The following is a 20,536-nucleotide window of genomic DNA, read 5'->3' as shown; positions in this document are numbered from 1 at the left end:
GTGCGTCGCAGCAACTTCGTCGACCTGCCCGTGAACTACGCGGCCGTCGGCGCCACCCAGGCAGCAGACCTGATGCAGTACCCGCCGGAGGGCTTCGTGCCGAGCGAGTCCTCGATCCGCCTGGGCAGTGGCGAGCAGCGATTCCACACGGCCGCGGCTCAGCTGCTCACGTGGGGCGTGCAGCACGCCTCGGGCATCACGGTGAGCGACATCCACGTCGATGAGGGCGCCCAATACGGCGGAATCCGGTACGCAGAAGACGGTTCGGCGCTCGAGCCCATCCACGCGGCCAGCGAGAAACGCTTCGGGTCGGATGGCTCGCCCTACATCGCGGCGGGCACGACGGCGCATCTGCGCGGCAGTGTCGACGGCGCGCACGTCGACGCTCGCATCCGTGTCGTCTATGTGGTCGAGGAGCCGACGCGCGTCGCCTTCGCCTACGGAACCGTCGACGCTCACCCCGTCTCGGGCGAGGAGTCGTTCCAGCTCGAGCACCGCGATGACGATTCGGTCTGGTTCACGGTGCGCGCCTTCACGCGTCCGCTGACGCTGACGTACCGCCTGCTGCCCGTGCTCGACCGCCGTCGCCGCAAGCGCCTGACGCAGGCCTACCTGCGCTCCTTGTCGCCGGCTTTCCCGTCGGCACCGCCCGCGTCCGCCGCTCAGGGTTCCTAGTGGCCGGAGCGTTGCCTCTCGGCGACCCGGCCCCGGCCGACGGACTGCTGCCCGTTTCGGCGGCGGCCGGTTCGGGTGACCGACCGTTCGGCATGTACCTGCACGTGCCGTTCTGCCGCGTGCGCTGCGGCTATTGCGACTTCAACACCTACACGTCCGACGAGCTGCGCGGTGCGAAACGCACCGACTATGCGGGTCAGGCGGTCGACGAGGTGCGCCTGTCGGCTCACGTTCTGCGCGAGTCGGGCGTCGCGCCACGTCCCGTTTCGACCGTCTTCTTCGGCGGCGGAACTCCGACCCTCCTGCCGGCATCCGACCTGGTCATGATGCTCGCCGCCGTGCGCGACGAACACGGTTTCGCGCCGGGCGCCGAGGTCACCACCGAGGCCAACCCCGACTCGGTCGACCGCGACTACCTGGCCACGCTGAAAAATGCTGGCTTCACACGCGTGTCCTTCGGCATGCAATCGGCCGTGCCGCACGTGCTCGCCACCCTCGAGCGCACGCACGACCCCGAACGCGTGCCGCTCGTCGTCGCCTGGGCGCGCGAGGTGGGCCTGCAGGTGTCGGTCGACCTCATCTATGGCACGCCCGGCGAGACGCTGGCCGACTGGGAACGCTCGATCGACCAGGCCCTGGCGACGCGCCCCGACCACATCTCGGCCTACTCGCTCATCGTCGAGCCGGGCACCAAGCTGGCCCGCCAGATCCGCTCGGGTCAGGTGGCCGAACCCGACGAAGACCTGCAGGCCGACATGTACGACCTGGCCGACGAGCGCTTCCAGGATGCCGGTTACGGCTGGTACGAGGTGAGCAACTGGTCAACGGGCCACGACACCCGCTCGCGCCACAACCTCTCCTACTGGACGGGTGCCGACTGGTGGGGCATCGGCCCAGGGGCGCACTCGCACGTGGGTGGCGTGCGCTGGTGGAACGTGAAGCATCCCGCCGCCTACGCGGGTCGGATGGCGGAGGGGACCTCACCGGCTGCCGGGCGCGAGACGCTCGACGGCGACGTGCAAGAGATGGAGCGCATCATGTTGGGCGTGCGCATCGCCGACGGGCTCGACATCCGCTCGCTCGCGCCCGAGGGCCGCGTGGCCGTTGCCGGGCTCATCGCCGACGGTTTCGTGGATGCCGCGGCCGCCCTGCGCGGACACCTCGTGCTCACGCGTCCCGGCCGTCTCATGGCCGATGCGGTCGTCAGGCGCCTGACCGACTACTGAGCCGTCGTCGGCTGGCGTCCGAGGGTTTTCGACGAGAGAAGGGCCGCCCCGAGTGGGACGGCCCTTCTGTCGTTGTGCGAGAGCCGCGCTACTTGATGAGGCGCAGCGAGAACGGGTAGCGGTAGCTGCCGCCCTGCGTCACGCGCACGCCGCCGATGATCGAGAAGACCAGGTTGACGACGTACAGCGCGCCCTGCAACAGGCCGAAGATGCCGGCGATGCCGTAGGCGCCCGTGGAGTAGAGGATGGCCTGGATGATGCCGATGACGATCGACAGCGCGATGTAGCCGATGAGGAACGTGATCTGCCAGTTCAGCGCCTCCTTCGACTCTTCACGCACGCGCGGACCGCGGTCCTTGAAGACGAGGAAGATGATGAGCGAGGGCAGGAGCCACAGCACACCGAGGAAGTGCGAGAGGCTGGCCCACAGCTTGTCGTCGGCGGGGGAGAGGGGCTGGGGGCCGTAGCCGGGCTGGCCGCCGAACTGCGGGGGAACGGGGCCGCCGGGGCCACCGTGTTGACCGGGCTGGCCGTAGGGCTGACCCGGCTGCTGGCCGTAGGGCGGCTGGCCCTGCTGACCGTAAGGCGGCTGACCCTGCTGGCCGTACTGGCCGGGCTGGCCCTGGGGCTGACCATACTGGCCGGGCTGGCCGGGCTGGCCGGGCTGGCCCTGAGGCTGCCCGAACTGTCCCGGCTGGCCCTGGGGCTGACCGTTCGGCGCACCGAAGGGCTGCTGCGGAGGCTGCTGGCCATACGGGCCAGCCTGCGGGGGCTGCCCGAACTGGCCGGGCTGCGACGCGCCGGCGGGTGCGCCGAAGGGCGGCTGACCCGGCTGCTGGCCGTAGGGCGAACCGGGCGCCTGCGGCTGCGACGGCGCGTGCGGCTGGTCGGGCTGCTGCGGCTGTCCGTACGGCGAAGCGGCCTCGGGCTGGCCCGGCTGGTGGCCCGCTGCGCTGCCGTCGATCGGTGGCACCGGCGCGCCGTTCGACGCGTCGTCGGGTTTCTTCTCGGCCGGGTCTTGCCCGTGTGCATCAGTCATGCCCTCAAAGTAGCGCCTCGCGGTGCCGTGCGGCAATTGGCCGAGCCGAGGTTACGGAGGTAGAATTGGCACTCTGAGCAAACGAGTGCCAGCGGGCCGGTCGTCACAGGCGGCCCCGCGGCGCAGCCGACACCGAGGGGAGTAGCCGATGCCATCCGATCGCGGTCTCGAAGTCCTCCGTGCCATCGTGCAAGATTATGTCGCCAGTCGCGAGCCCGTTGGCTCCAAGGCCATCGTCGAGCGTCACTCGTTCGGTGTGTCGGCAGCCACCATCCGCAACGATATGGCCCAGCTCGAAGACGAAGAACTGATCGTCGCACCGCACACTTCCTCCGGCCGAGTGCCGACCGACAAGGGCTACCGTCTCTTCGTCGACCAGCTCGCCGACCGGCGTCCGCTCTCCGCGGCGCAGCGCGAGGCCATCGAGGCGTTCCTCGGGCAGTCGGTCGGGCTCGACGATGTTCTTTCGCGCACCGTGCGCCTGCTCGCCCAGCTCACCAACCAGGTCGCGATCGTGCAATACCCGTCGTTCGCCCGGGCCCAGGTGCGGCATATCGAGCTCGTCTTCCTCGCCGAACACCGCCTGCTCGTCGTGCTCATCACCGACAATGGCCGGGTCGAGCAGCGGGTCGTCGAGTCCCCGCTCGTTACGCTCGAGACCGACGTCGAGTCGCTCAAGCAGCGCTTCAACCAGGCGGCCGTGGGCATCGGTGTGGCGGATGCCGGGGCGGCACTCGAGCGCCTCGCCAACGATGCCCGTCCCGACGAGGCGCCGCTCATCGCATCCATCGTCGCGGCCCTGATCGATCAGCTCTCGGCCTATCGGCAAGACCGGCTCGTCATGGCGGGTGCCGCCAACCTGGCCCGCACCGAAGAAGACTTCTCGGGCAGCATCTATCCCGTGCTCGAGGCGCTGGAGCAGCAGGTCATCCTGTTGCGGCTCTTCGGCGAGCTGCAGGCCGATCCGTCGGGCATCGCATCGTCGAGCGTCATCGCGCGCATTGGGCAAGAAAATGCGTCCTTCGGTTTATCCCAGACATCTATCGTCACGAGCAACTACCGTTCCTCTGCGGGCGAACTCTCGCGCCTCGGCGTGCTCGGACCGACGAGAATGGATTACTCCAATAACATCGCCGCGGTTCGCGCAGTTGCCCGCTATCTCTCCCGGCAACTGGGCGATGGCTGACCCCTCCTCTTTTGGCTTCACTCTTTCTGCATCACCTCTCGAACCCATTTACCTCTGAACACTTCCCGGCCCGGAGAAACCTCCGACCGGGATCGACGAAAGGCCTTCGGTGGCTGACCACTACGACGTACTAGGCGTGTCGCGCGACGCTTCCCCCGACGAGATCAAGAAGGCATACCGCCGGCTCGCCCGCGAGCTGCACCCCGATGTGAACCCGGCGGCCGAGGCCTCCGAGCGGTTCAAAGACGTCACGCACGCCTACGACGTGTTGAGCGACCCCCAGCAGCGCGAGCGCTACGACCTGGGCGACCAGGGCGGTGCCGGTTTCGGCGGCGCGGGCGGCTTCGGCGGTTTCGGCGACATCTTCGACACGTTCTTCGGCGGCGGCGGCCAGCAGCGCGGCCCGAAGTCGCGCCAGGAGCGCGGCCAGGACGCCCTGCTGCGCGTCGAGCTCGACCTCGGCGAGGTCATCTTCGGCACGCACCGCGACCTCGAGGTCGACACGGCCGTGCTGTGCGAGACCTGCCAGGGCTCGTGCTGCCAGCCGGGCACGTCTCCCGTCACGTGTGACATCTGCCACGGTTCGGGCCAGATCCAGCGCCAGGTGCGTTCGCTGCTCGGCAACGTCGTCACGTCGGCTCCCTGCGGCACCTGCCGCGGCTACGGCACCGTCATCCCCGCGCCGTGCGCCACCTGCCAGGGCCAGGGCCGCGTGCGCGCGCGCCGCACGGTTCCTGTCGACATCCCCGCCGGCGTCGACACGGGCCTGCGCCTGCAGATGCCCGGCTCGGGCGAGATCGGCCAGGCCGGTGGCCCCAACGGCGACCTCTACCTCGAGATGAAGGTGCGCCACCACGACATCTTCAGCCGCGACGGCGACGACCTGCTGTGCACGCTCGAAGTGCCCATGACCGACGCCATCCTGGGCACCGAGACGACCGTGCCCGCGCTCGACGGCGATGTGCCGCTCGAGGTGCGCCCGGGTGTGCAGTCGTCCGAGGTGCTCACGATCAAGGGTCGAGGCATCACGAAGCTGCGCGGTTCGGGTCGCGGAGACCTGCGCGTCGGCATCCACGTGGTCACGCCCACCAAGCTCGACCACAAGGAGCGCGAGCTCATCAAGTCGTTCGCATCGCACCGCAAGCAGTCGGGCCCGAAGCTCGGACAGTTCCAGCAGGGGCTGTTCCAGAAGCTGCGCGACCGCTTCATGAACGCCTAGCGGGCAGCGCCATGAGCAGCCTGTTCCTGCGCGAGGACCTGACCGAGGCTCCCATCGGCGAAACCGTCGAATTGACGGGTGCCGAGGCCAAACATGCGGCCACCGTGAACCGCGTGCGCGTGGGCGAAACGGTCAGCGTCGGCAACGGCGCGGGGCTCCTGGCCACGGGTTCCGTCGAGTCGTCGAGCGCGTCGAGCGTCGTCATCCGTGTCGAGCAGTCACAGCGAGCGGATGCCGCGAGCCCGGCTCTCGTGCTCGTGCAAGCCCTGGCCAAGGGCGACCGCGACGAGCGCGCCGTTCAGGCCGCCACCGAATTGGGTGTCGACGCGATCGTGCCCTGGTCGGCCGAGCGCAGCATCTCCCGCTGGGACGCGCAGAAAGCCGAGAAGGGTCGGCAGCGCTGGCAGACCATCGCTCGCGAGGCGACCAAGCAGTCGATTCGCCCGTGGCTGCCCGAGGTGGAGCCGCTGCAATCGACGGCTCAGCTGGCCGAACGGGCCTCGCGTGCGCTCGTGCTGGTGCTCGACCCGCGCGGCGAGACCACGCTCGCCGACACCGAATTGCCCTCCGAGGGTGAGATCGTGATCGTCGTCGGGCCAGAGGGCGGAGTGTCGCCCCTCGAACTCGACCGGATGGCTTCAGCCGGCGCGCGCATCGTACGACTCGGGTCGACCGTGCTGCGCACGTCGACCGCCGGTCCGGCCGCCCTCGCCGTGTTGAACGTGCGGCTCGGGCGCTGGTGACGATCGGCGTCATGCGGGATGTCAACCATCCACGCTGAGAGCGAACCGATCTGTGGATAACCGCCTCTGCGTGCCGCTGTTTCTTTAGAATGGGCCTATGTCCGATTCCGAACGATCCATCTTCGCCCGCATCGTCTCACGCGAGATTCCGGCCACGATCGTGGCTGAAACCGACCGCGTGATCGCGTTCGAAGACATCGCGCCGAAAGCGCCCGTGCACGTCCTCGTGGTGCCTAAAACCGAGGCCTACCGCAACGTCACCGAGCTCGCGGCCGCCGAGCCCGATCTCCTGGCCGAACTGGTCGAGGTGGGCTCCCGCATCGCCGCCGAGCGCGCGGGCGGCGACTACCGACTCATCTTCAACACCGGCGAGAGCGCCGGTCAGACCGTCTTCCACGTGCACGCGCATGTCCTCGCGGGAGACCTTTCGGAGGGCTCACTTGCCACATTCTGACGACTCGTCCCGTTCGTCCGACGCCCCGGTCGCGACGAACACTCCCGAAACATCCGTCGACCCGTCGCTCGTGACGAGTCCCGGTGCCGAGGCGGCCGGCGCACACGTCGACCGCCACCTCACGATCGACGGTGTCGCCATGGTGCGGCTGCTCGGCCCGCAGGATCGACTTCTCACGACGATCGAGAAGCAGTTCCCGGGCGTCACGGTTCACGTCCGGGGCAACGAGGTCACGCTGAGTGGCGAACGCGCCGAGGTGAATCAGGCGGCCGCACTCGTCGACGAGCTCATCGCGCTGGTCAAAAACGGCCTCGATCTCGACCCAGAGGGAGTCCGCTCCTCGGCCAAGATGCTCGACGAGGGGCAGAGTCCCTCCGGCGTCATGAGCCAAGCCATCCTGTCGTCGCGCGGCAAGACCATCCGACCCAAGACCGCGGGCCAGCGTGACTATGTCGAGGCCATCGACGAGAACACCATCACGTTCGGCATCGGCCCGGCCGGAACGGGTAAGACCTACCTCGCGATGGCCAAGGCCGTCCAGGCGCTGCAGCGCAAAGAGGTCACGCGCATCATCCTGACGCGTCCAGCGGTCGAAGCAGGTGAGCGCCTCGGGTTCTTGCCCGGCACGCTGACCGACAAGATCGATCCCTACCTGCGGCCGCTCTATGACGCGGTCAACGAAATGATGGATCCAGAACTCGTGCCCAAGCTCCTCGCCGCCGGCACGATCGAGGTCGCGCCGCTCGCCTACATGCGTGGGCGCACGCTCAACGACTCGTTCATCGTGCTCGACGAGGCTCAGAACACGACACCCGAGCAGATGAAAATGTTCCTCACGCGCCTGGGCTTCGGGTCGAAGATGGTCATCACGGGAGACGTCACGCAGGTCGACCTGCCGACCGGCTCGTCGGGCCTGCGACTCGTCACGCGGGTGCTGCGGGAAATCGACGACATCCACTTCGCCGAGCTGACGAGCGACGACGTCGTGCGGCATACGCTGGTCGGCCGCATCGTCGATGCCTACAGCGAATATGATCAAACGAAGCAGGCGCAGCGTTTCGAGCGCGAGCAGGCAGCCGAGTTCGCCAACCGGGCCGAGCGTCGAGGAGCCCCTCGCGATCGACAGCCCCGCCGCGGCAGCGCTTCTTGAGAGGCGCCCGCCCACCACACACCCCTACTCCTGAAAGGCCACGTCCGTGAGCATCGAGATCAATAACGAGTCACAGATGCCCGTCGACGAGGCCGCTCTGCTCCGGCTCGCCACCTACGCGTTCCAGGCTATGCACGTCAACGCCGAGGCCGACCTCAACATCGTTCTCGTCGACACGGGCGCGATGGAACAACTGCACGTGCAGTGGATGGACGAGCCCGGCCCCACCGATGTGCTCAGCTTCCCCATGGATGAGCTGCGCCCCGGCACCGAAGACAACCCCACGCCCGCGGGTCTCCTCGGCGACATCGTGCTGTGCCCGCAGGTCGCCGAGTCGCAGGCCGACGACGCGGGCCACTCCACCACGCAAGAGCTGGTGCTCCTGACCACCCACGGCATCCTCCACCTGCTGGGCTTCGACCACGCCGAGCCCGACGAAGAGCGCGAGATGTTCGGCATTCAGCGCGATATCCTCATCGGGTTCGCCATGCAAGAGCGACGCGGCTGAGATGCCGGTAGCCCTCTTCATCACCGCGGCGTTCCTGCTGGTCGCCTTCGCCGGGCTCATGGCCGCCGTCGATGCGGCCATCACCGTGCAATCCCGCGCCGATATCGCCGACCTGGCGTTGCATTCGCGCGCGAAGAAGTCGCTCACGGCCATCGCCGACGATCCCGGCCCCCACCTCAACGCCGTCAACTTCGTGCGCATCACGGCTGAGACCACGGCCGCCGTGCTCGTCACCCTGGTGTTCTCGTTCACCATCGACGAGCTGTGGATCGCCCTCGTCGTGTCCGCCCTCGTCATGACGATCGTGTCGTTCATCCTCGTCGGCGCGAGCCCGCGCGGCTTCGGGCGCACCCACGCCGGCGCCATTCTCACGGTCGCGGCGCCCGTCGTGCGTTTCGTGCGCGTGGTGCTCGGCCCGCTGCCCAACGCCCTCGTCGCCTTCGGCAACCGGGTCACTCCGGGTGTGTCCCGCAACCGGTCGTTCTCCAGCGAGCAGCAGCTGCTCAGCATGGTCGACGAGGCGGCCGAACAAGACGTGCTCGAAGAAGACGACCGCGAACTCATCCACTCGATCTTCGAATTCAACTCGACCGTCGTGCGCGAGGTCATGGTTCCACGCACCGACATGATCACGATCGAAGACGACCTCACGGTCGATCAGGCCATGAGCGTCCTGTTGCGCACGGGCGTCTCGCGCGCCCCCGTTCGCGCCGACGAAGTGGACGATGTCATCGGCATCCTCTATTTGCGCGACCTGGCCCGGGCCCTGCACGAGGGGGGCGCCACGTCGGGGGAGCGCATCGCGAGCGAACTGGCCCGGCCGCCTCTCTTCGTGCCCGAGTCCAAGAAGGCCGACGCCATGCTGCAGCAGATGCAGGCCGAGTCCAATCACCTTGCCATGGTGATCGACGAATACGGTGGAGTGGCGGGGCTCGTCACCCTCGAGGACCTCATCGAAGAGCTCGTGGGCGACATCTCCGACGAATACGACGCCAACACCGACGAGGTCACCGATCTCGGCGACGGCCGCTACCGGGTCGACGCGCGCCTCGCCGCCGACGAAGTAGGCGAACTCTTCGACATCGAACTCGACGACGACGACGTCGACTCCATCGGCGGGCTTCTCACCAAGACGCTCGATCGACTCCCCGTTCAGGGTTCGCAAGCCACCGTCGGCGGGCTCGTCATCACCGCAGACCGCACCGAGGGGCGACGCGGTCGCCTCAAAACCGTCATCGTCGAACGCACCGACGCCCTCGCCGACGTGCAAGCGTCGTTCGACCAATCAAAGGAGTGACCGTGGACAACGGCACCGCAGACAGCGCAGCAGAGAACACCGCAGAGAACACCGTAGAGACGGTTCACGACGACGTGGCGGCAAGCGCCGCCAGCGAGACCGGCGAGAGCGGCGCGAATGGCGCGAACGACACTGATGACGCGGAGACTGCGACGGCGTCGGCCGCATCCGAGGGGGGAAAGGCCCGTAAGCCGCGCAGCTCCGCCTCCAGCGAGCCGCAGCGCGAGGAGGTCGAGGGCGACTACCGCGCCGGGTTCGTCTCGTTCGTCGGTCGGCCCAACGTGGGCAAGTCGACGCTGACGAACGCGCTCGTCGGGCAAAAGGTGGCGATCACGTCGTCGAAGCCGCAGACGACGCGCCGCGCCATCCGGGGCATCGTGCACCGCGAAGACGGTCAGCTGATCGTGGTCGACACCCCCGGCATCCACCGCCCGCGCACCCTACTCGGGCAGCGCCTCAACGACCTCGTTCAGTCGACGCTCGGTGACGTCGATGTCATCGGCTTCTGCATTCCCGCCACCGAGAAGCTCGGCCCCGGCGACCGCTTCATCAACGAGCAGCTCGACGGGTTCCCGCGGGCGAAGAAGGTCGCGATCATCACGAAGGTCGACGCCTCCTCGAAGAAGAACGTGGCCGCCCAGCTGCTCGCCGTGCAAGAACTGCGGGAGTGGGACAGCATCATCCCGATCTCGTCGGTCGAGGGCACCCAGCTCGACGTGCTCGCCGCCGAGTTGGTCTCGCTCATGCCCGTGTCCGAGGCGCTCTACCCCGAAGAGGCCGTCACCGACGAGTCCACAGAAGACCGCGTCGCCGAGTTCATCCGCGAGGCCGCGCTCGAGGGTGTACGCGACGAGCTGCCGCACTCGTTGGCCGTCACGATCGACGACATCGTGCCGCGCGAAGGCACCGACCTGACCGACATCTACGCCAACATCTTCGTCGAACGCGACAGCCAGAAGGGCATCATCATCGGCGACCGCGGATCGCGTCTGCGCGACGTGGGCGAGCGCGCCCGCGCCCAGATCGAGCCGCTCGTCGGCACGCGAGTCTTCCTTTCGCTCCGCGTGAAGGTAGCCAAGGAGTGGCAGCGCGACCCGAAACTGCTCGGGCGTCTCGGCTTCTAGGCGACGCGCGGTATCGAGCGAACGCGGCGCACGTCGAGCAGGGCACGGAATGAAGACGGCACGGACGAACACGGCACCACGGCATGTCATTCATCCATCGGGAGGACCATGTTCGGCCGCCAGCACCCCCGCCCGTGCCCGCACCCCGTAACGTGGGAAGTATGTTCAGGCCCCTGACGACCACCCAGAAGTGGGTCGACGGCATCATCGCGCTGTTCTGCCTGTTCCTCGGGTTGGGCTTCACGGCGCTCATCGGCCAGCCCGCCCTCGCTTACGTGGTGCTGCTCGGCATGGCCGTGTCGCTGGCGCTGCACCGAGCATCCCCGGGACTCGCCCTCGCCCTCGCCTGGTTGACGGCCGTCGTCCAGATGCTCGGCATGGTCAGCCCCCAGGTCAGCAATATCGCCATCCTCGTGGTGCTTTATTCGACGGCGTCCCTCGGCAGCCCACGCGTGCGCTGGCTCGGGCTCGTCTCCGCGCTCGGCGGCGGCATCATCGCGGCCGCCTACACGTCCCTGCTCATCATCGGCGCCGCGACCACACCGGGCGCCGGCGGTCTCGTCAGCGTTCTCTTCGACCCCGACCAGCAAGCGCAATACACGTTCACCACCGCCGTCGGCTCGGCGGCCGGCATCTTCGTGCTCACCCTGTCGTGGGTGCTCGGCCTGCTCGCCCGCACGGGCCGCGAAGCGCGTGCCGCCGGTTACGAGCGCTACGTCGCCCAGCAGCTCAATGTGCAGACGCAGCAAGAGGTCATCGTCGAGCAGGAACGCAACCGCATCGCCCGCGATATGCACGACGTCGTGGCCCACTCGCTCGCGGTCGTCATCGCCCAAGCGGATGGCGCGCGTTACGCCCGCGCATCCGACCCGACCGTCGTCGACCGCTCCCTCGAAACCATCTCGGCCACGGCCCGGGAGGCCCTCGGCGACGTGCGCGTTCTGCTCGCCGAGCTGCGGCACCGACAGACCGACGGGCCGCAACCGATGATCGCCGACATCCCGCACCTGGTCGAACAGATGCGAAGCGCCGGCCTCGACGTGCGCCTCGAATCGGTCGGAACGCCCGTCAGCGTCGTCACCGGGCACCAGATCGCCGTCTACCGCATTGCGCAGGAGGGGCTCACCAACGCGCTCCGCCACGGCGCCCCCGGAACGCCGGTGTCGGTGCGATTCGACTGGCGCGCCAACGGCGTCGTGCTCAACATCCAGAACGCGGTGCCCGTGCCGACCGCGCCCGCCGGCCGCGACGACATCCGCACCGGCAGCGTCGCCACGGTGGCCGGCCACATCGCGCCGCCGACCTCGCCGACCACCCCCCGCGCCATGCCCTCCGTCGGCCACGGCGTGCCGGGCATGCGCGAACGAGCCACCCTCGCCGGCGGCCGCCTCGACGCCCGCGAAGTCGCCCCCGGCGTCTACCAAGTCACGGCCTTCATCCCGGCCGCCGCCCACACCCCCTCGAACGGAACCCGATGAGCCTCACACCGCCCGCCTCACCCTTCGGCGACCAGCCCACCGGCCGCGACAGCGCAGGCCCGACCGGCTACAACGGCTCCGCCGCTGCCTCTGGCTACGGTGCTGCCCCCGGCGACGAGACAGCCGCCAGTGACGGCCGCATCAGCGTGGCCCTCGTCGACGACCAGGCGCTCTTCCGGGCCGGCATCCGCATGCTCATCGAATCGCAACCAGACCTCGCCTTCGCCGGTGAGGCCGGTGACGGGCGCGCGGGGCTCGCGCTGATCGCCGAGACCCGCCCCGACGTCGTGCTGATGGACGTGCGCATGCCCGTCATGGACGGCATCGAGGCCACGGTCCGAGCACTCGAAGACGCCGCCCGCAGCGGTTCGAAGGCCCCCAAGATCGTCGTCCTGACCACCTTCGATCTCGACGAGGGGGCCGCTCATGCCCTGCGCTCGGGTGCCAGTGGATTCCTGTTGAAAGACACGCAGCCGCCGTTCCTCCTCGCCGCCATCCGCACGGTTCACGCCGGTAACGCGGTCATCGCGCCGGGCGAGACGCAGGCCCTCATGAAGCACCTCATGGGGGACGCGCCCAAACCGCAGCCGCCGGCGGAATTCGGCCAGCTCACGGCGCGCGAGCGCGACATCTTCCTGCTCGCCGCCCGCGGCCTCTCGAATGCCGAGATCGCATCGACAGAATTCCTTAGCGAATCGACCGTGAAGACGCACATCTCGCGGGTACTCGCGAAGCTCGGCCTGCGCGACCGCGTGCAGCTCGTCATCTTCGCCTACGAGCATGGCCTCATCGCGTAGCGCCGTCGCGCGCCATCGCGAGCTACCGCGGCCAATCGTCCCGAGGAATGGTCCTGAGGGCCGACGACCGATGGACCGCCCGGACGACGCGGCAACCACTCGATCTCCCTAGCGTTGAAGCATGACCTTCACGACACTCGACATGGGCCTCGCCGCCCGCGTGACCAACGTTTCGAAACGCTACGGCCGGGGGGATGGCGCGGTGCTCGCGCTCGACGACGTCTCGATCGGCGTGCGTCGGGGCCAGTTCACCGCCATCATGGGCCCGTCGGGCAGCGGTAAGTCGACGCTCATGCACATCATGGCGGGCCTCGACCAGCCCACATCGGGCGAGGTCTGGCTCGGCAACACCGAGATCGGCCGCCTCGGCGACTCCGAGCTGACCGTTCTGCGTCGCCGGCGCATCGGCTTCGTCTTCCAATCGTTCAACCTCGTGCCCACGCTCGATGCGCGCGCCAACATCATGCTCCCGTTCGACCTCGACAAGCACACGCCCACGACCGAGGAACGCGCCTGGATCGACACGCTCACCGATTCGCTCGGCCTGACGGGCCGCCTCACCCACCGCCCGCACGAGATGAGCGGCGGCCAGCAACAACGGGTCGCCATCGCCCGCGCCCTGGCGTCGCGACCCGACCTGATCTTCGCCGACGAGCCCACGGGGGCCCTCGACACCCGCACGAGCCGCGAGGTGCTCGACCTGCTCTCGCGCGCCTGCGTCGAATACGGGCAGTCGATCGCCATGGTAACGCACGATCCGGTGGCGGCTAGCTACGCCGACCGCATCGTCTTCCTCGCCGACGGCCGCATCGTGGACGAAATGGCCGGGGCGAGTCCCGAGCAAATCTCGAGTTACATGCTCGCTATGGAACGCGCGGAGTGATGCGCCCGACACCCCGGCAAGTTCCCATCCTGCTCCCATTCCGCCTCCAGTCTGGTGCGCCCGCGTGCTGCCATACTCGATCTGGTTTCGGAAAGGACGACCATGATCGAATGGCTGCAGGCGGTTCGCATCGACCATCAGAAGGTGCTCTTCGTGGCACTGGGCGTCACGGTCGTCCTGTTCGCGATACTGGCCGTGCGGCCACACGTCCGCCGGTCGGTCGTGCCCACACTCGTGGCCACGATCGCGGCCGCGGGCGTCGGCATCCTTCTGGTCTGGTTGGTGGGCGATGTGTGGGATGTCTTCGACTACACGTTCACGGCCACGTTCCGCCTCTGGGTCGCCCTCATGCTGGCCGGGGGAACCTTCGCCGCCATGAGCTTTCGTCACACGAAGCTCTGGCGCAAACTGGTGGCGGCGGCGGCCATCCTCTCGATCGCCGCGACGTCGGCGCTCTTCATCAATGCAGACTTCGGTGAGTACCGCACCATCGGCGACATCTTCACCCCGCGCGAGGTGCCGGCCCTGTCGCTTCCCCGTGAGGCCCCGGCCGGGGCGGCGGATGTCGCGACTCCCGGTTTCGCGGCCGCCTGGGCACCGCCCGGCGACATGCCCGCGACCGGTTCCGTCGGAGAGATCCGAATCCCGGCCGCACTCTCGCATTTCGACGCCCGCAATGCCGTGGTCTACCTGCCCCCGGCCGCGAGGGTCGCGACGCCCCCGAAGCTGCCCGTCATGGTGATGCTCTCGGGCCAACCGGGAGCCCCCGACGACCTCTTCGTCAAGGGCGGACTCGCGCATACCCTCGACGCCTATGCGGCCGCGCACAAGGGTCTCGCGCCCATCGTCGTCGTGCCCGACCAGTTGGGTGCGCCGGAGAAGAACCCCATGTGCGTCGATTCGCCGCTCGGCAATTCGGCCACCTACATCACGCAAGACGTCACAGCGTGGATCACGGCGAACCTGCCCGTCACGACGGACCACCGCTACTGGGGCATCGGCGGGTTCTCGCAGGGCGCCACGTGCACCACGCAGTTCGGCCCCGCGCATCCCGAGCTCTATCGCACGTGGTTCGATATCGCCGGCGAGCAGGCCCCGACCATCGGGGACAACACGGTGCGGGATGGCTTCGGCGGGTCGCAGGCGGCTTACGACGCGGCTAAACCGGCCGCGATCCTGGCCAAGAACGCGCCCTATCAGGATGTCGCGGCCATCGTCGGCTACGGATCCCTCGACACGCGGCTCGGCCCCGAGACGCAGACGGTCGAGGCGGCCATGAAGGCCGCGGGCGTGTCGACGACCGAGATCGTGTCACCCGGCACCGCGCACGACTGGAACACCGTGACCTACATCTTCGGCAAAGGCATCCCCTTGCTGGCAGAACGACTGGGATTGAAGACAGAATGAGCGACGACATCCAACGAACGGTCCAGCCGGCTGGCAAAACGGCGGCCCCGCCCGCGCAGCCCGCCGAGCCCGCGCAACCCGCCTCGCCCGCCCAGCCCGCACAGCCCAGCGAGCCGGGGCCGCCATCGCGCGCGACCCGAGCGCTGACGAGCATCGGCCGGTGGGCCCGGCGGCGCCCGGCCACGATCGCGCTCACGCTCGTAATCGCCGCGCTCAGCGTATGGGGATTCGCCTCGTCGACCTACGGCTGGGGCTGGGACATCCTCGCCACCGGCCAGGACGACGTCTTCGTCGAGCATCACTGGTGGGGCATCTTCACGGCGTTCCTCGCCGCCGACGGTTGGCCCTCACTCATCGCCGTCGTGCCCCTCCTGCTCGTGGTCGTCGGCGAATCCGAACGCCTGATGGGCACCTGGCGCGTCCTCGTCGCCTACCTCGGGGGAAGCGCAACCGCGGCCCTGCTCGGTTTCGCCATCAGCTACGCCGAGCGCACGGTGCTCGAATACGTCCCCCTGAGCGCGGCATCGGTCGACACCCTCTCGCCCGCGACGGGTGTCGTGTGCGCCGCGATGGCCGCGAGCGCTTTCACGGGCGCGTTGTGGCGGCGCCGCATCCGCCTCTTCGCGACGCTCTTCGCCGTGACCCTGTTCCTCTACGCGGGGGGAGCGGGCGACCTGTTCGCGCTCCTCGCCGTTCCCATCGGGCTGGGCATCGGTTTCCTGCTGGGCGGCAGTCGTTCCCACCTGCGGCTCGTGCGCAGTTCGCATCACGAGACGCGCGTGCTGCTGGCATCCATCGTCGCTCTCGGCGGTGTCGGGCCGATCCTGGCCGGCCAGATCGGCACGGGCGACGGTCTGCTGTCTCTCTATGGGGCCCTGTCCTTCGACCCGGTGTCGAGCGCCGACGGCGTGTTGTGTGCGCTCGGTTCGGCGAGCGCGCCCTGCTCGTCGACGGCCGATTCGCTGCTGGACGCGCATTCGGCGGTCGCCCTCATCTCGGTGTTCCCCATGCTGGCCATGCTCTTCATCGCGTGGGGTGTGTTCCTCGGCCGACGCGTCGCCCTGTGGTTGGCGGTGGTCGCTAACGTGCTGCTGAGCGGCGCCATTTCCATCTACTTCGGCCTGACGCCCGCCACGCTTCCGCAGCTGTTCCCGACGATCAACGAACTCGACACCGCGATCGACCGTCGTGCGTTGGTGTCGTTCATCGTGTGCGCGCTTCTGCCCCTGGCGGTTGCGCTTCTCCTCATCTTCATGCGGCGCCACGTCGCGGTGCGGTCGACGCGCACGGCGCTCCGGCGTTTCGTCGTGACCCTTCTGGCGGGGGCTTTCGGGGCGGCGGCCCTCTCGTTCGTCGGCACCTGGATGCTGCGAGATCAGTTCCGTCCCTCCATCTCGCCTCTCGACATCCTGAAAGAGCTGCCGCTGCGCCTCGCGCCGCCGTCGTTCGTCGTGTCCGACGGGCTCGGTTTCATCGCCGTCACGCCGTGGGCCGACCTGTTCTGGTACGGCCCGTCGATCCTGTTCGGCCTGGTTCTCGTGGCCGCCGTGGCCCGTCTCGTGCTGTCGCCTTCGGCGGTTCCCGGCACCGACGATCGCCTGCGCGCCCGGGCGCTCCTCGAACAGGGCGGCGGCGACACATTGGCGTTCATGTCCACGTGGCCGGGCAACAGCTTCTGGTTCGACGGCGAGGTCAGGGCGGCCGTCGCCTATCGCGTGCGCGGGGCCGTTGCCGTCACCACGGGCGGCCCGTTCGGCCCCGACCACGACGATCCGGCCGTCATCCGCCGCTTCATCCGCTTCTGCGGGGACAACGGCTGGACGCCAGCTTTCTATGGCATCGACGATCGCTCGGTGTCGGCCTTCGACGATCTCGGATGGCATCGCCTCGAGATCGCCGAAGAAGCCATCGTGTTGCCGCAGCAATGGTCGACAACGGGCAAGAAGTGGCAGGACATCCGCACGTCGATCAACCGCGCGGAGCGGGCCGGCATCGTCGCCGAGTGGACCTCCTGGCCCGAGATGTCGTTGTCGAAACGGTCTCAGGTGCAGGCCATGTCCGAGGCCTGGGTGGCCGATAAAGAGCTGCCCGAGATGGAGTTCACGCTCGGCGGCTTCGACGAGCTGGCCGACCCCGCCGTGCGCATCATGCTGGCCGTGGATGGCGAGGGTCAGATCGAGGCGGCCACGAGCTGGTTGCCGTCCTACGGCCCCGACGGCGTCATCGGCTACACGCTCGACTTCATGCGGCGCCGCGCCGACGGCATGAACGGCACCATGGAGTTCCTGATCGCGAAGTCGGCGACCACCATGCAGGCCGAGGGCATCCAGTTCATGAGCCTGTCGGGCGCGCCGCTCGCCAAATCGGGCGGTGGGGGACAAGCGGATGGTGAGGCATCCACCATCGCGCGCCTGCTCGACTACATCGGCACCTCGCTCGAGCCCGTCTACGGCTTCCGCTCGCTGCTCAACTTCAAGCGCAAGTTCCAGCCCACGTTCGTACCGCTGTGGCTCGTCTACCCCGACGCCGTGCATCTGCCGGCCATCGGTGTCGCGCTCGTGCGCTCCTACATTCCCGAGCTCTCGGTCGCGGATGCCGCACGCTTCGTTCGTGACATGCGCGAGCCGCGCGCCGTGGTGTAGCCTGAGCGGGTGTTGTTCGGTGCGCTCCTCCTTAGCTGCCGCGACGAGTCCTAATCCCAGGCCTCCCTCGTCGCGGAGTTCGTCATCGGCTGAATTCGATTCGCGAGGAGCTGTAAGACCATGAAGAACACCCAGAAGCCGTCGGCCATGCCGGTGCACAAATACCGCCCGTTCCACGAACAGATCCGGGTAGAGTTGCCCGATCGCACGTGGCCCTCGAAGCGCATCGCCGAGGCGCCGCGCTGGTGCGCCGTCGACCTGCGCGACGGAAACCAGGCGCTCATCGACCCGATGAGCCCCGAGCGCAAGCGCATCATGTTCGACCTGTTGGTCGGCATGGGCTACAAAGAGATCGAGGTCGGCTTTCCGAGCGCGAGCCAGACCGACTTCGACTTCGTGCGCAGCCTGATCGAAGAGAACGCCATTCCCGAAGACGTCACCATCCAGGTGCTGACGCAGGCACGAGACCACCTGATCGAGCGCACCTACGAGTCCATCAAGGGCGCCAAGCAGGCCATCGTGCACCTCTACAACTCGACGAGCATCCTGCAGCGCGAGGTCGTGTTCCGCACCGACAAGCAGGGCGTCATCGACATCGCCCTGCACGGCGCCCGCAAGTGCCGCGAGATGGAGAAGACCATCCCCGAGACGGCCGTCTTCTACGAGTACTCGCCCGAGAGCTACACGGGCACTGAACTCGAGTTCGCCGTCGACATCTGCAACCAGGTGCTGGAGGTGTTCGAACCCACGCCCGAGCGCAAGGTCATCATCAACCTGCCCTCAACGGTCGAGATGGCCACGCCCAACGTCTACGCCGACTCGATCGAGTGGATGGGTCGCCACCTCAACAATCGCGAGAACGTCATCATCTCGCTGCACCCGCACAACGACCGCGGCACGGCCATCGCCGCCGCCGAGCTGGGCTACCTGGCCGGTGCCGACCGCATCGAGGGATGCCTGTTCGGCAACGGCGAGCGCACGGGCAACGTCGACCTGGTGGCCCTCGGCATCAACCTGTTCACGCAGGGCATCGACCCGCAGATCGACTTCAGCGACGTCGACGGCGTCAAGCGCACGGCCGAGTACTGCAACCAGCTGCCCGTCCCCGAGCGCAGCCCCTGGGCCGGAGACCTCGTCTTCACGGCCTTCTCGGGTTCGCACCAGGATGCCATCAAGAAGGGCTTCGAGGCCATGGCCGCCGAAGCCGAGCGCACGGGGAAGACGGTCGACGAGCTCGAATGGGCCGTGCCCTACCTGCCCGTCGACCCGAAAGACCTGGGCCGCAGCTACGAGGCCGTCATCCGCGTCAACTCGCAATCCGGCAAGGGCGGCGTCGCCTACCTGCTGAAGACCGACCACGCGCTCGACCTGCCGCGCAAGCTGCAGATCGAGTTCTCGGGTGTCGTGCAGCGCAAGACCGACGCCGAGGGTGGCGAGGTCACGAGCGACGCGATCTGGCACATCTTCCAGGACGAGTACCTGCCCGCTGCCGACGACGACGCCAAGTGGGGTCGCTTCGAGCTCACGGCCACGCGCACGGCGAGCGACTTCCAGGGCGAGGTCGAACTCGTGGTCGATCTGCGTGACGGCGACGAGGTGTCGCAGGCTCAGGCATCCGGCAACGGCCCGATCGCCGCGTTCATCGAGGTCATGCGCGGCCGCGGCATCGAGATCTCGCTCTACGACTACGTCGAGCACACCATGAGCGCCTCGGGCGATGCCAAGGCCGCGGCTTACGTCGAGCTCGACGTCAACGGCACGCGCCTGTGGGGCATCGGCATCGACGGCGACATCTCGACGGCGTCGCTCAAGGCCGTCGTCTCGGCCGCCAACCGCGCCATCCGCGCCGAGGTGCGCGAGCCCGAGCTGCAGACGGTCTAAGTCAGACGAACGTGAGGCGGGGTCAGTCCGAGAGGGCCGGCCCCGCTTTCGCGTGCCGGGAGCGGCATGTGGATGATCGGCAGAGCGGGAGAGGTCAGGCGCGCCCGCGCCGCCAGCGCGGCCAACTGCTGAGCGCGCGCTGCTCGGGCAGGCTCCATCCGAAGCGCACCGCGAGAATGCGCAGCAGCGTCGTCACGATCACACACACGATGGCGCCGACCTCGATGGGCACACCCGTCACGAACAGCACGCCGAGGGCCGCGCATCCCGCCAGCGCCGCGACGGCATAGAGCGAACCCACGTGCATCAGGGCGATCGGGATGTTGAGCATGACATCGCGCAGCACCGACCCGCCCACGGCCGACAACATGCCCACGAAAACGGCGGGGACGGGCGGGATGCCGACGGCCAGCGCCTTGGTCGTGCCGATCGCGCCGAAGAGACCGATGGTGAGCGCATCCAGGCCGATGATGAGCCGGTTCAGGCGCGTGAAGATCGCGAGCAACAGCATGCCGAGAAGAGCGGCGCCGACGGCCGTCAGCAGGTACCAGTCGCTGCGCAGCGCCGCGGGCACCTGGTTGAGCAGCAGGTCGCGCACGATACCGCCGCCGAGCCCCGTGACGATGCCCATGATGGCGACGCCCAGGATGTCGAGCCGGCTCTCGCGAAAACGCGACGCGAACATGGCCCCTTGCACGGCGCCGACGCCCACGGCGAGCAGATCGGCCCAGAGCGGAATCACGAAGAGGGGGGTCACCACCTACATCTACCACGGCCCGGGGCGGCGCGCGTAACCGGCCACTGTCAGGGGGAGGAGAGATAATGAG

General features: G+C 68.3%; 18 protein-coding genes. 16 read left to right on the top strand and 2 right to left on the bottom strand.

The window, feature by feature from the left end; all coding sequences use genetic code 11:
* Both ALI44B_RS03480 and hemW read left to right on the top strand, forming a co-directional pair.
* Positions 1–675 (top strand): DUF1990 domain-containing protein, encoded by a 675-nt coding sequence (locus ALI44B_RS03480; RefSeq protein WP_077053331.1) that lies wholly within the window; start codon positions 1–3, stop codon positions 673–675.
* Positions 675–1,901, top strand: a complete 1,227-nt coding sequence (hemW, locus tag ALI44B_RS03475) for a radical SAM family heme chaperone HemW (protein WP_077053330.1) — start codon at positions 675–677, stop codon at positions 1,899–1,901. Before ALI44B_RS03480 ends, hemW begins: the two co-directional genes overlap by 1 nt.
* An 88-nt stretch (positions 1,902–1,989) precedes the next feature.
* Here the strand turns inward: hemW and ALI44B_RS03470 are convergent, their stop codons facing one another.
* On the bottom strand, positions 1,990–2,940 hold the full coding sequence (locus ALI44B_RS03470; RefSeq protein WP_083709484.1) for a DUF4870 domain-containing protein: 951 nt from the start codon (positions 2,938–2,940) through the stop codon (positions 1,990–1,992).
* Between the two features lie 148 nt (positions 2,941–3,088).
* Between ALI44B_RS03470 and hrcA the strand changes: the two genes are divergently transcribed.
* From hrcA to leuA, 14 genes are all read left to right on the top strand, one after another.
* Positions 3,089–4,126 (top strand): heat-inducible transcriptional repressor HrcA, encoded by a 1,038-nt coding sequence (gene hrcA / locus ALI44B_RS03465; RefSeq protein WP_077053329.1) that lies wholly within the window; start codon positions 3,089–3,091, stop codon positions 4,124–4,126.
* 109 nt (positions 4,127–4,235) lie between these two features.
* A complete protein-coding gene (gene dnaJ, locus ALI44B_RS03460; RefSeq protein ID WP_077053328.1) occupies positions 4,236–5,345 on the top strand; it encodes a molecular chaperone DnaJ in 1,110 nt (369 codons plus the stop codon).
* An 11-nt stretch (positions 5,346–5,356) separates the two neighbouring features.
* Positions 5,357–6,088 carry a 16S rRNA (uracil(1498)-N(3))-methyltransferase gene (locus ALI44B_RS03455; RefSeq protein WP_077053327.1) on the top strand — a complete coding sequence of 244 codons (732 nt, stop codon included), beginning with the start codon at positions 5,357–5,359 and terminating at the stop codon, positions 6,086–6,088.
* A 97-nt stretch (positions 6,089–6,185) separates the two neighbouring features.
* On the top strand, positions 6,186–6,542 hold the full coding sequence (locus tag ALI44B_RS03450) for a histidine triad nucleotide-binding protein (RefSeq protein ID WP_077053326.1): 357 nt from the start codon (positions 6,186–6,188) through the stop codon (positions 6,540–6,542).
* Positions 6,543–6,681: 139 nt separating this feature from the next.
* Positions 6,682–7,692, top strand: a complete 1,011-nt coding sequence (locus tag ALI44B_RS03445) for a PhoH family protein (RefSeq protein WP_238592135.1) — start codon at positions 6,682–6,684, stop codon at positions 7,690–7,692.
* A gap of 46 nt (positions 7,693–7,738) precedes the next feature.
* A complete protein-coding gene (gene ybeY, locus ALI44B_RS03440; protein ID WP_077053325.1) occupies positions 7,739–8,200 on the top strand; it encodes an rRNA maturation RNase YbeY in 462 nt (153 codons plus the stop codon).
* Position 8,201: 1 nt separating this feature from the next.
* Positions 8,202–9,497 carry a hemolysin family protein gene (locus ALI44B_RS03435; RefSeq protein ID WP_077053324.1) on the top strand — a complete coding sequence of 432 codons (1,296 nt, stop codon included), beginning with the start codon at positions 8,202–8,204 and terminating at the stop codon, positions 9,495–9,497.
* A gap of 74 nt (positions 9,498–9,571) precedes the next feature.
* Positions 9,572–10,621 carry a GTPase Era gene (gene era, locus ALI44B_RS03430; RefSeq protein ID WP_077053941.1) on the top strand — a complete coding sequence of 350 codons (1,050 nt, stop codon included), beginning with the start codon at positions 9,572–9,574 and terminating at the stop codon, positions 10,619–10,621.
* A gap of 161 nt (positions 10,622–10,782) precedes the next feature.
* Positions 10,783–12,099, top strand: a complete 1,317-nt coding sequence (locus ALI44B_RS03425; protein WP_077053323.1) for a sensor histidine kinase — start codon at positions 10,783–10,785, stop codon at positions 12,097–12,099.
* Positions 12,096–12,896, top strand: a complete 801-nt coding sequence (locus ALI44B_RS03420) for a response regulator (RefSeq protein WP_143458954.1) — start codon at positions 12,096–12,098, stop codon at positions 12,894–12,896. Before ALI44B_RS03425 ends, ALI44B_RS03420 begins: the two co-directional genes overlap by 4 nt.
* 121 nt (positions 12,897–13,017) lie before the next feature.
* On the top strand, positions 13,018–13,779 hold the full coding sequence (locus ALI44B_RS03415) for an ABC transporter ATP-binding protein (RefSeq protein WP_077053322.1): 762 nt from the start codon (positions 13,018–13,020) through the stop codon (positions 13,777–13,779).
* Positions 13,780–13,881: 102 nt separating this feature from the next.
* Positions 13,882–15,186, top strand: a complete 1,305-nt coding sequence (locus tag ALI44B_RS03410) for an alpha/beta hydrolase (RefSeq protein ID WP_083709480.1) — start codon at positions 13,882–13,884, stop codon at positions 15,184–15,186.
* Positions 15,183–17,828, top strand: a complete 2,646-nt coding sequence (locus tag ALI44B_RS03405) for a phosphatidylglycerol lysyltransferase domain-containing protein (RefSeq protein WP_083709479.1) — start codon at positions 15,183–15,185, stop codon at positions 17,826–17,828. Before ALI44B_RS03410 ends, ALI44B_RS03405 begins: the two co-directional genes overlap by 4 nt.
* 120 nt (positions 17,829–17,948) lie before the next feature.
* The gene (gene leuA / locus ALI44B_RS03400; RefSeq protein WP_077053321.1) at positions 17,949–19,709 is read left to right on the top strand and encodes a 2-isopropylmalate synthase; all 1,761 of its coding nucleotides are present in this window, start codon (positions 17,949–17,951) and stop codon (positions 19,707–19,709) included.
* 94 nt (positions 19,710–19,803) lie between these two features.
* Here the strand turns inward: leuA and ALI44B_RS03395 are convergent, their stop codons facing one another.
* On the bottom strand, positions 19,804–20,469 hold the full coding sequence (locus ALI44B_RS03395) for a trimeric intracellular cation channel family protein (RefSeq protein ID WP_143458952.1): 666 nt from the start codon (positions 20,467–20,469) through the stop codon (positions 19,804–19,806).
* Between the last annotated feature and the right edge of the window lie 67 nt (positions 20,470–20,536).

It is taken from the genome of Leifsonia sp. ALI-44-B (assembly GCF_001984125.1).
Classification (GTDB): Bacteria; Actinomycetota; Actinomycetes; order Actinomycetales; family Microbacteriaceae; genus Okibacterium.
The sequence above is the reverse complement of the archived record's forward strand: the minus strand, read 5'-3'. Positions and strand labels throughout refer to the sequence as shown.

Coding starts and splice junctions, on each gene's coding strand:
- ALI44B_RS03420 (WP_143458954.1), top strand. CDS start 12,096: ATGAGCCTCACACCGCCCGCCTCACCCTTCGGCGACCAGCCCACCGGC.
- ALI44B_RS03435 (WP_077053324.1), top strand. CDS start 8,202: ATGCCGGTAGCCCTCTTCATCACCGCGGCGTTCCTGCTGGTCGCCTTC.
- ALI44B_RS03425 (WP_077053323.1), top strand. CDS start 10,783: ATGTTCAGGCCCCTGACGACCACCCAGAAGTGGGTCGACGGCATCATC.
- ALI44B_RS03455 (WP_077053327.1), top strand. CDS start 5,357: ATGAGCAGCCTGTTCCTGCGCGAGGACCTGACCGAGGCTCCCATCGGC.
- hrcA (WP_077053329.1), top strand. CDS start 3,089: ATGCCATCCGATCGCGGTCTCGAAGTCCTCCGTGCCATCGTGCAAGAT.
- ALI44B_RS03445 (WP_238592135.1), top strand. CDS start 6,682: ATGGTGCGGCTGCTCGGCCCGCAGGATCGACTTCTCACGACGATCGAG.
- ALI44B_RS03405 (WP_083709479.1), top strand. CDS start 15,183: ATGAGCGACGACATCCAACGAACGGTCCAGCCGGCTGGCAAAACGGCG.
- ALI44B_RS03415 (WP_077053322.1), top strand. CDS start 13,018: ATGACCTTCACGACACTCGACATGGGCCTCGCCGCCCGCGTGACCAAC.
- ALI44B_RS03470 (WP_083709484.1), bottom strand. CDS start 2,940: ATGACTGATGCACACGGGCAAGACCCGGCCGAGAAGAAACCCGACGAC.
- ALI44B_RS03410 (WP_083709480.1), top strand. CDS start 13,882: ATGATCGAATGGCTGCAGGCGGTTCGCATCGACCATCAGAAGGTGCTC.
- leuA (WP_077053321.1), top strand. CDS start 17,949: ATGAAGAACACCCAGAAGCCGTCGGCCATGCCGGTGCACAAATACCGC.
- ALI44B_RS03450 (WP_077053326.1), top strand. CDS start 6,186: ATGTCCGATTCCGAACGATCCATCTTCGCCCGCATCGTCTCACGCGAG.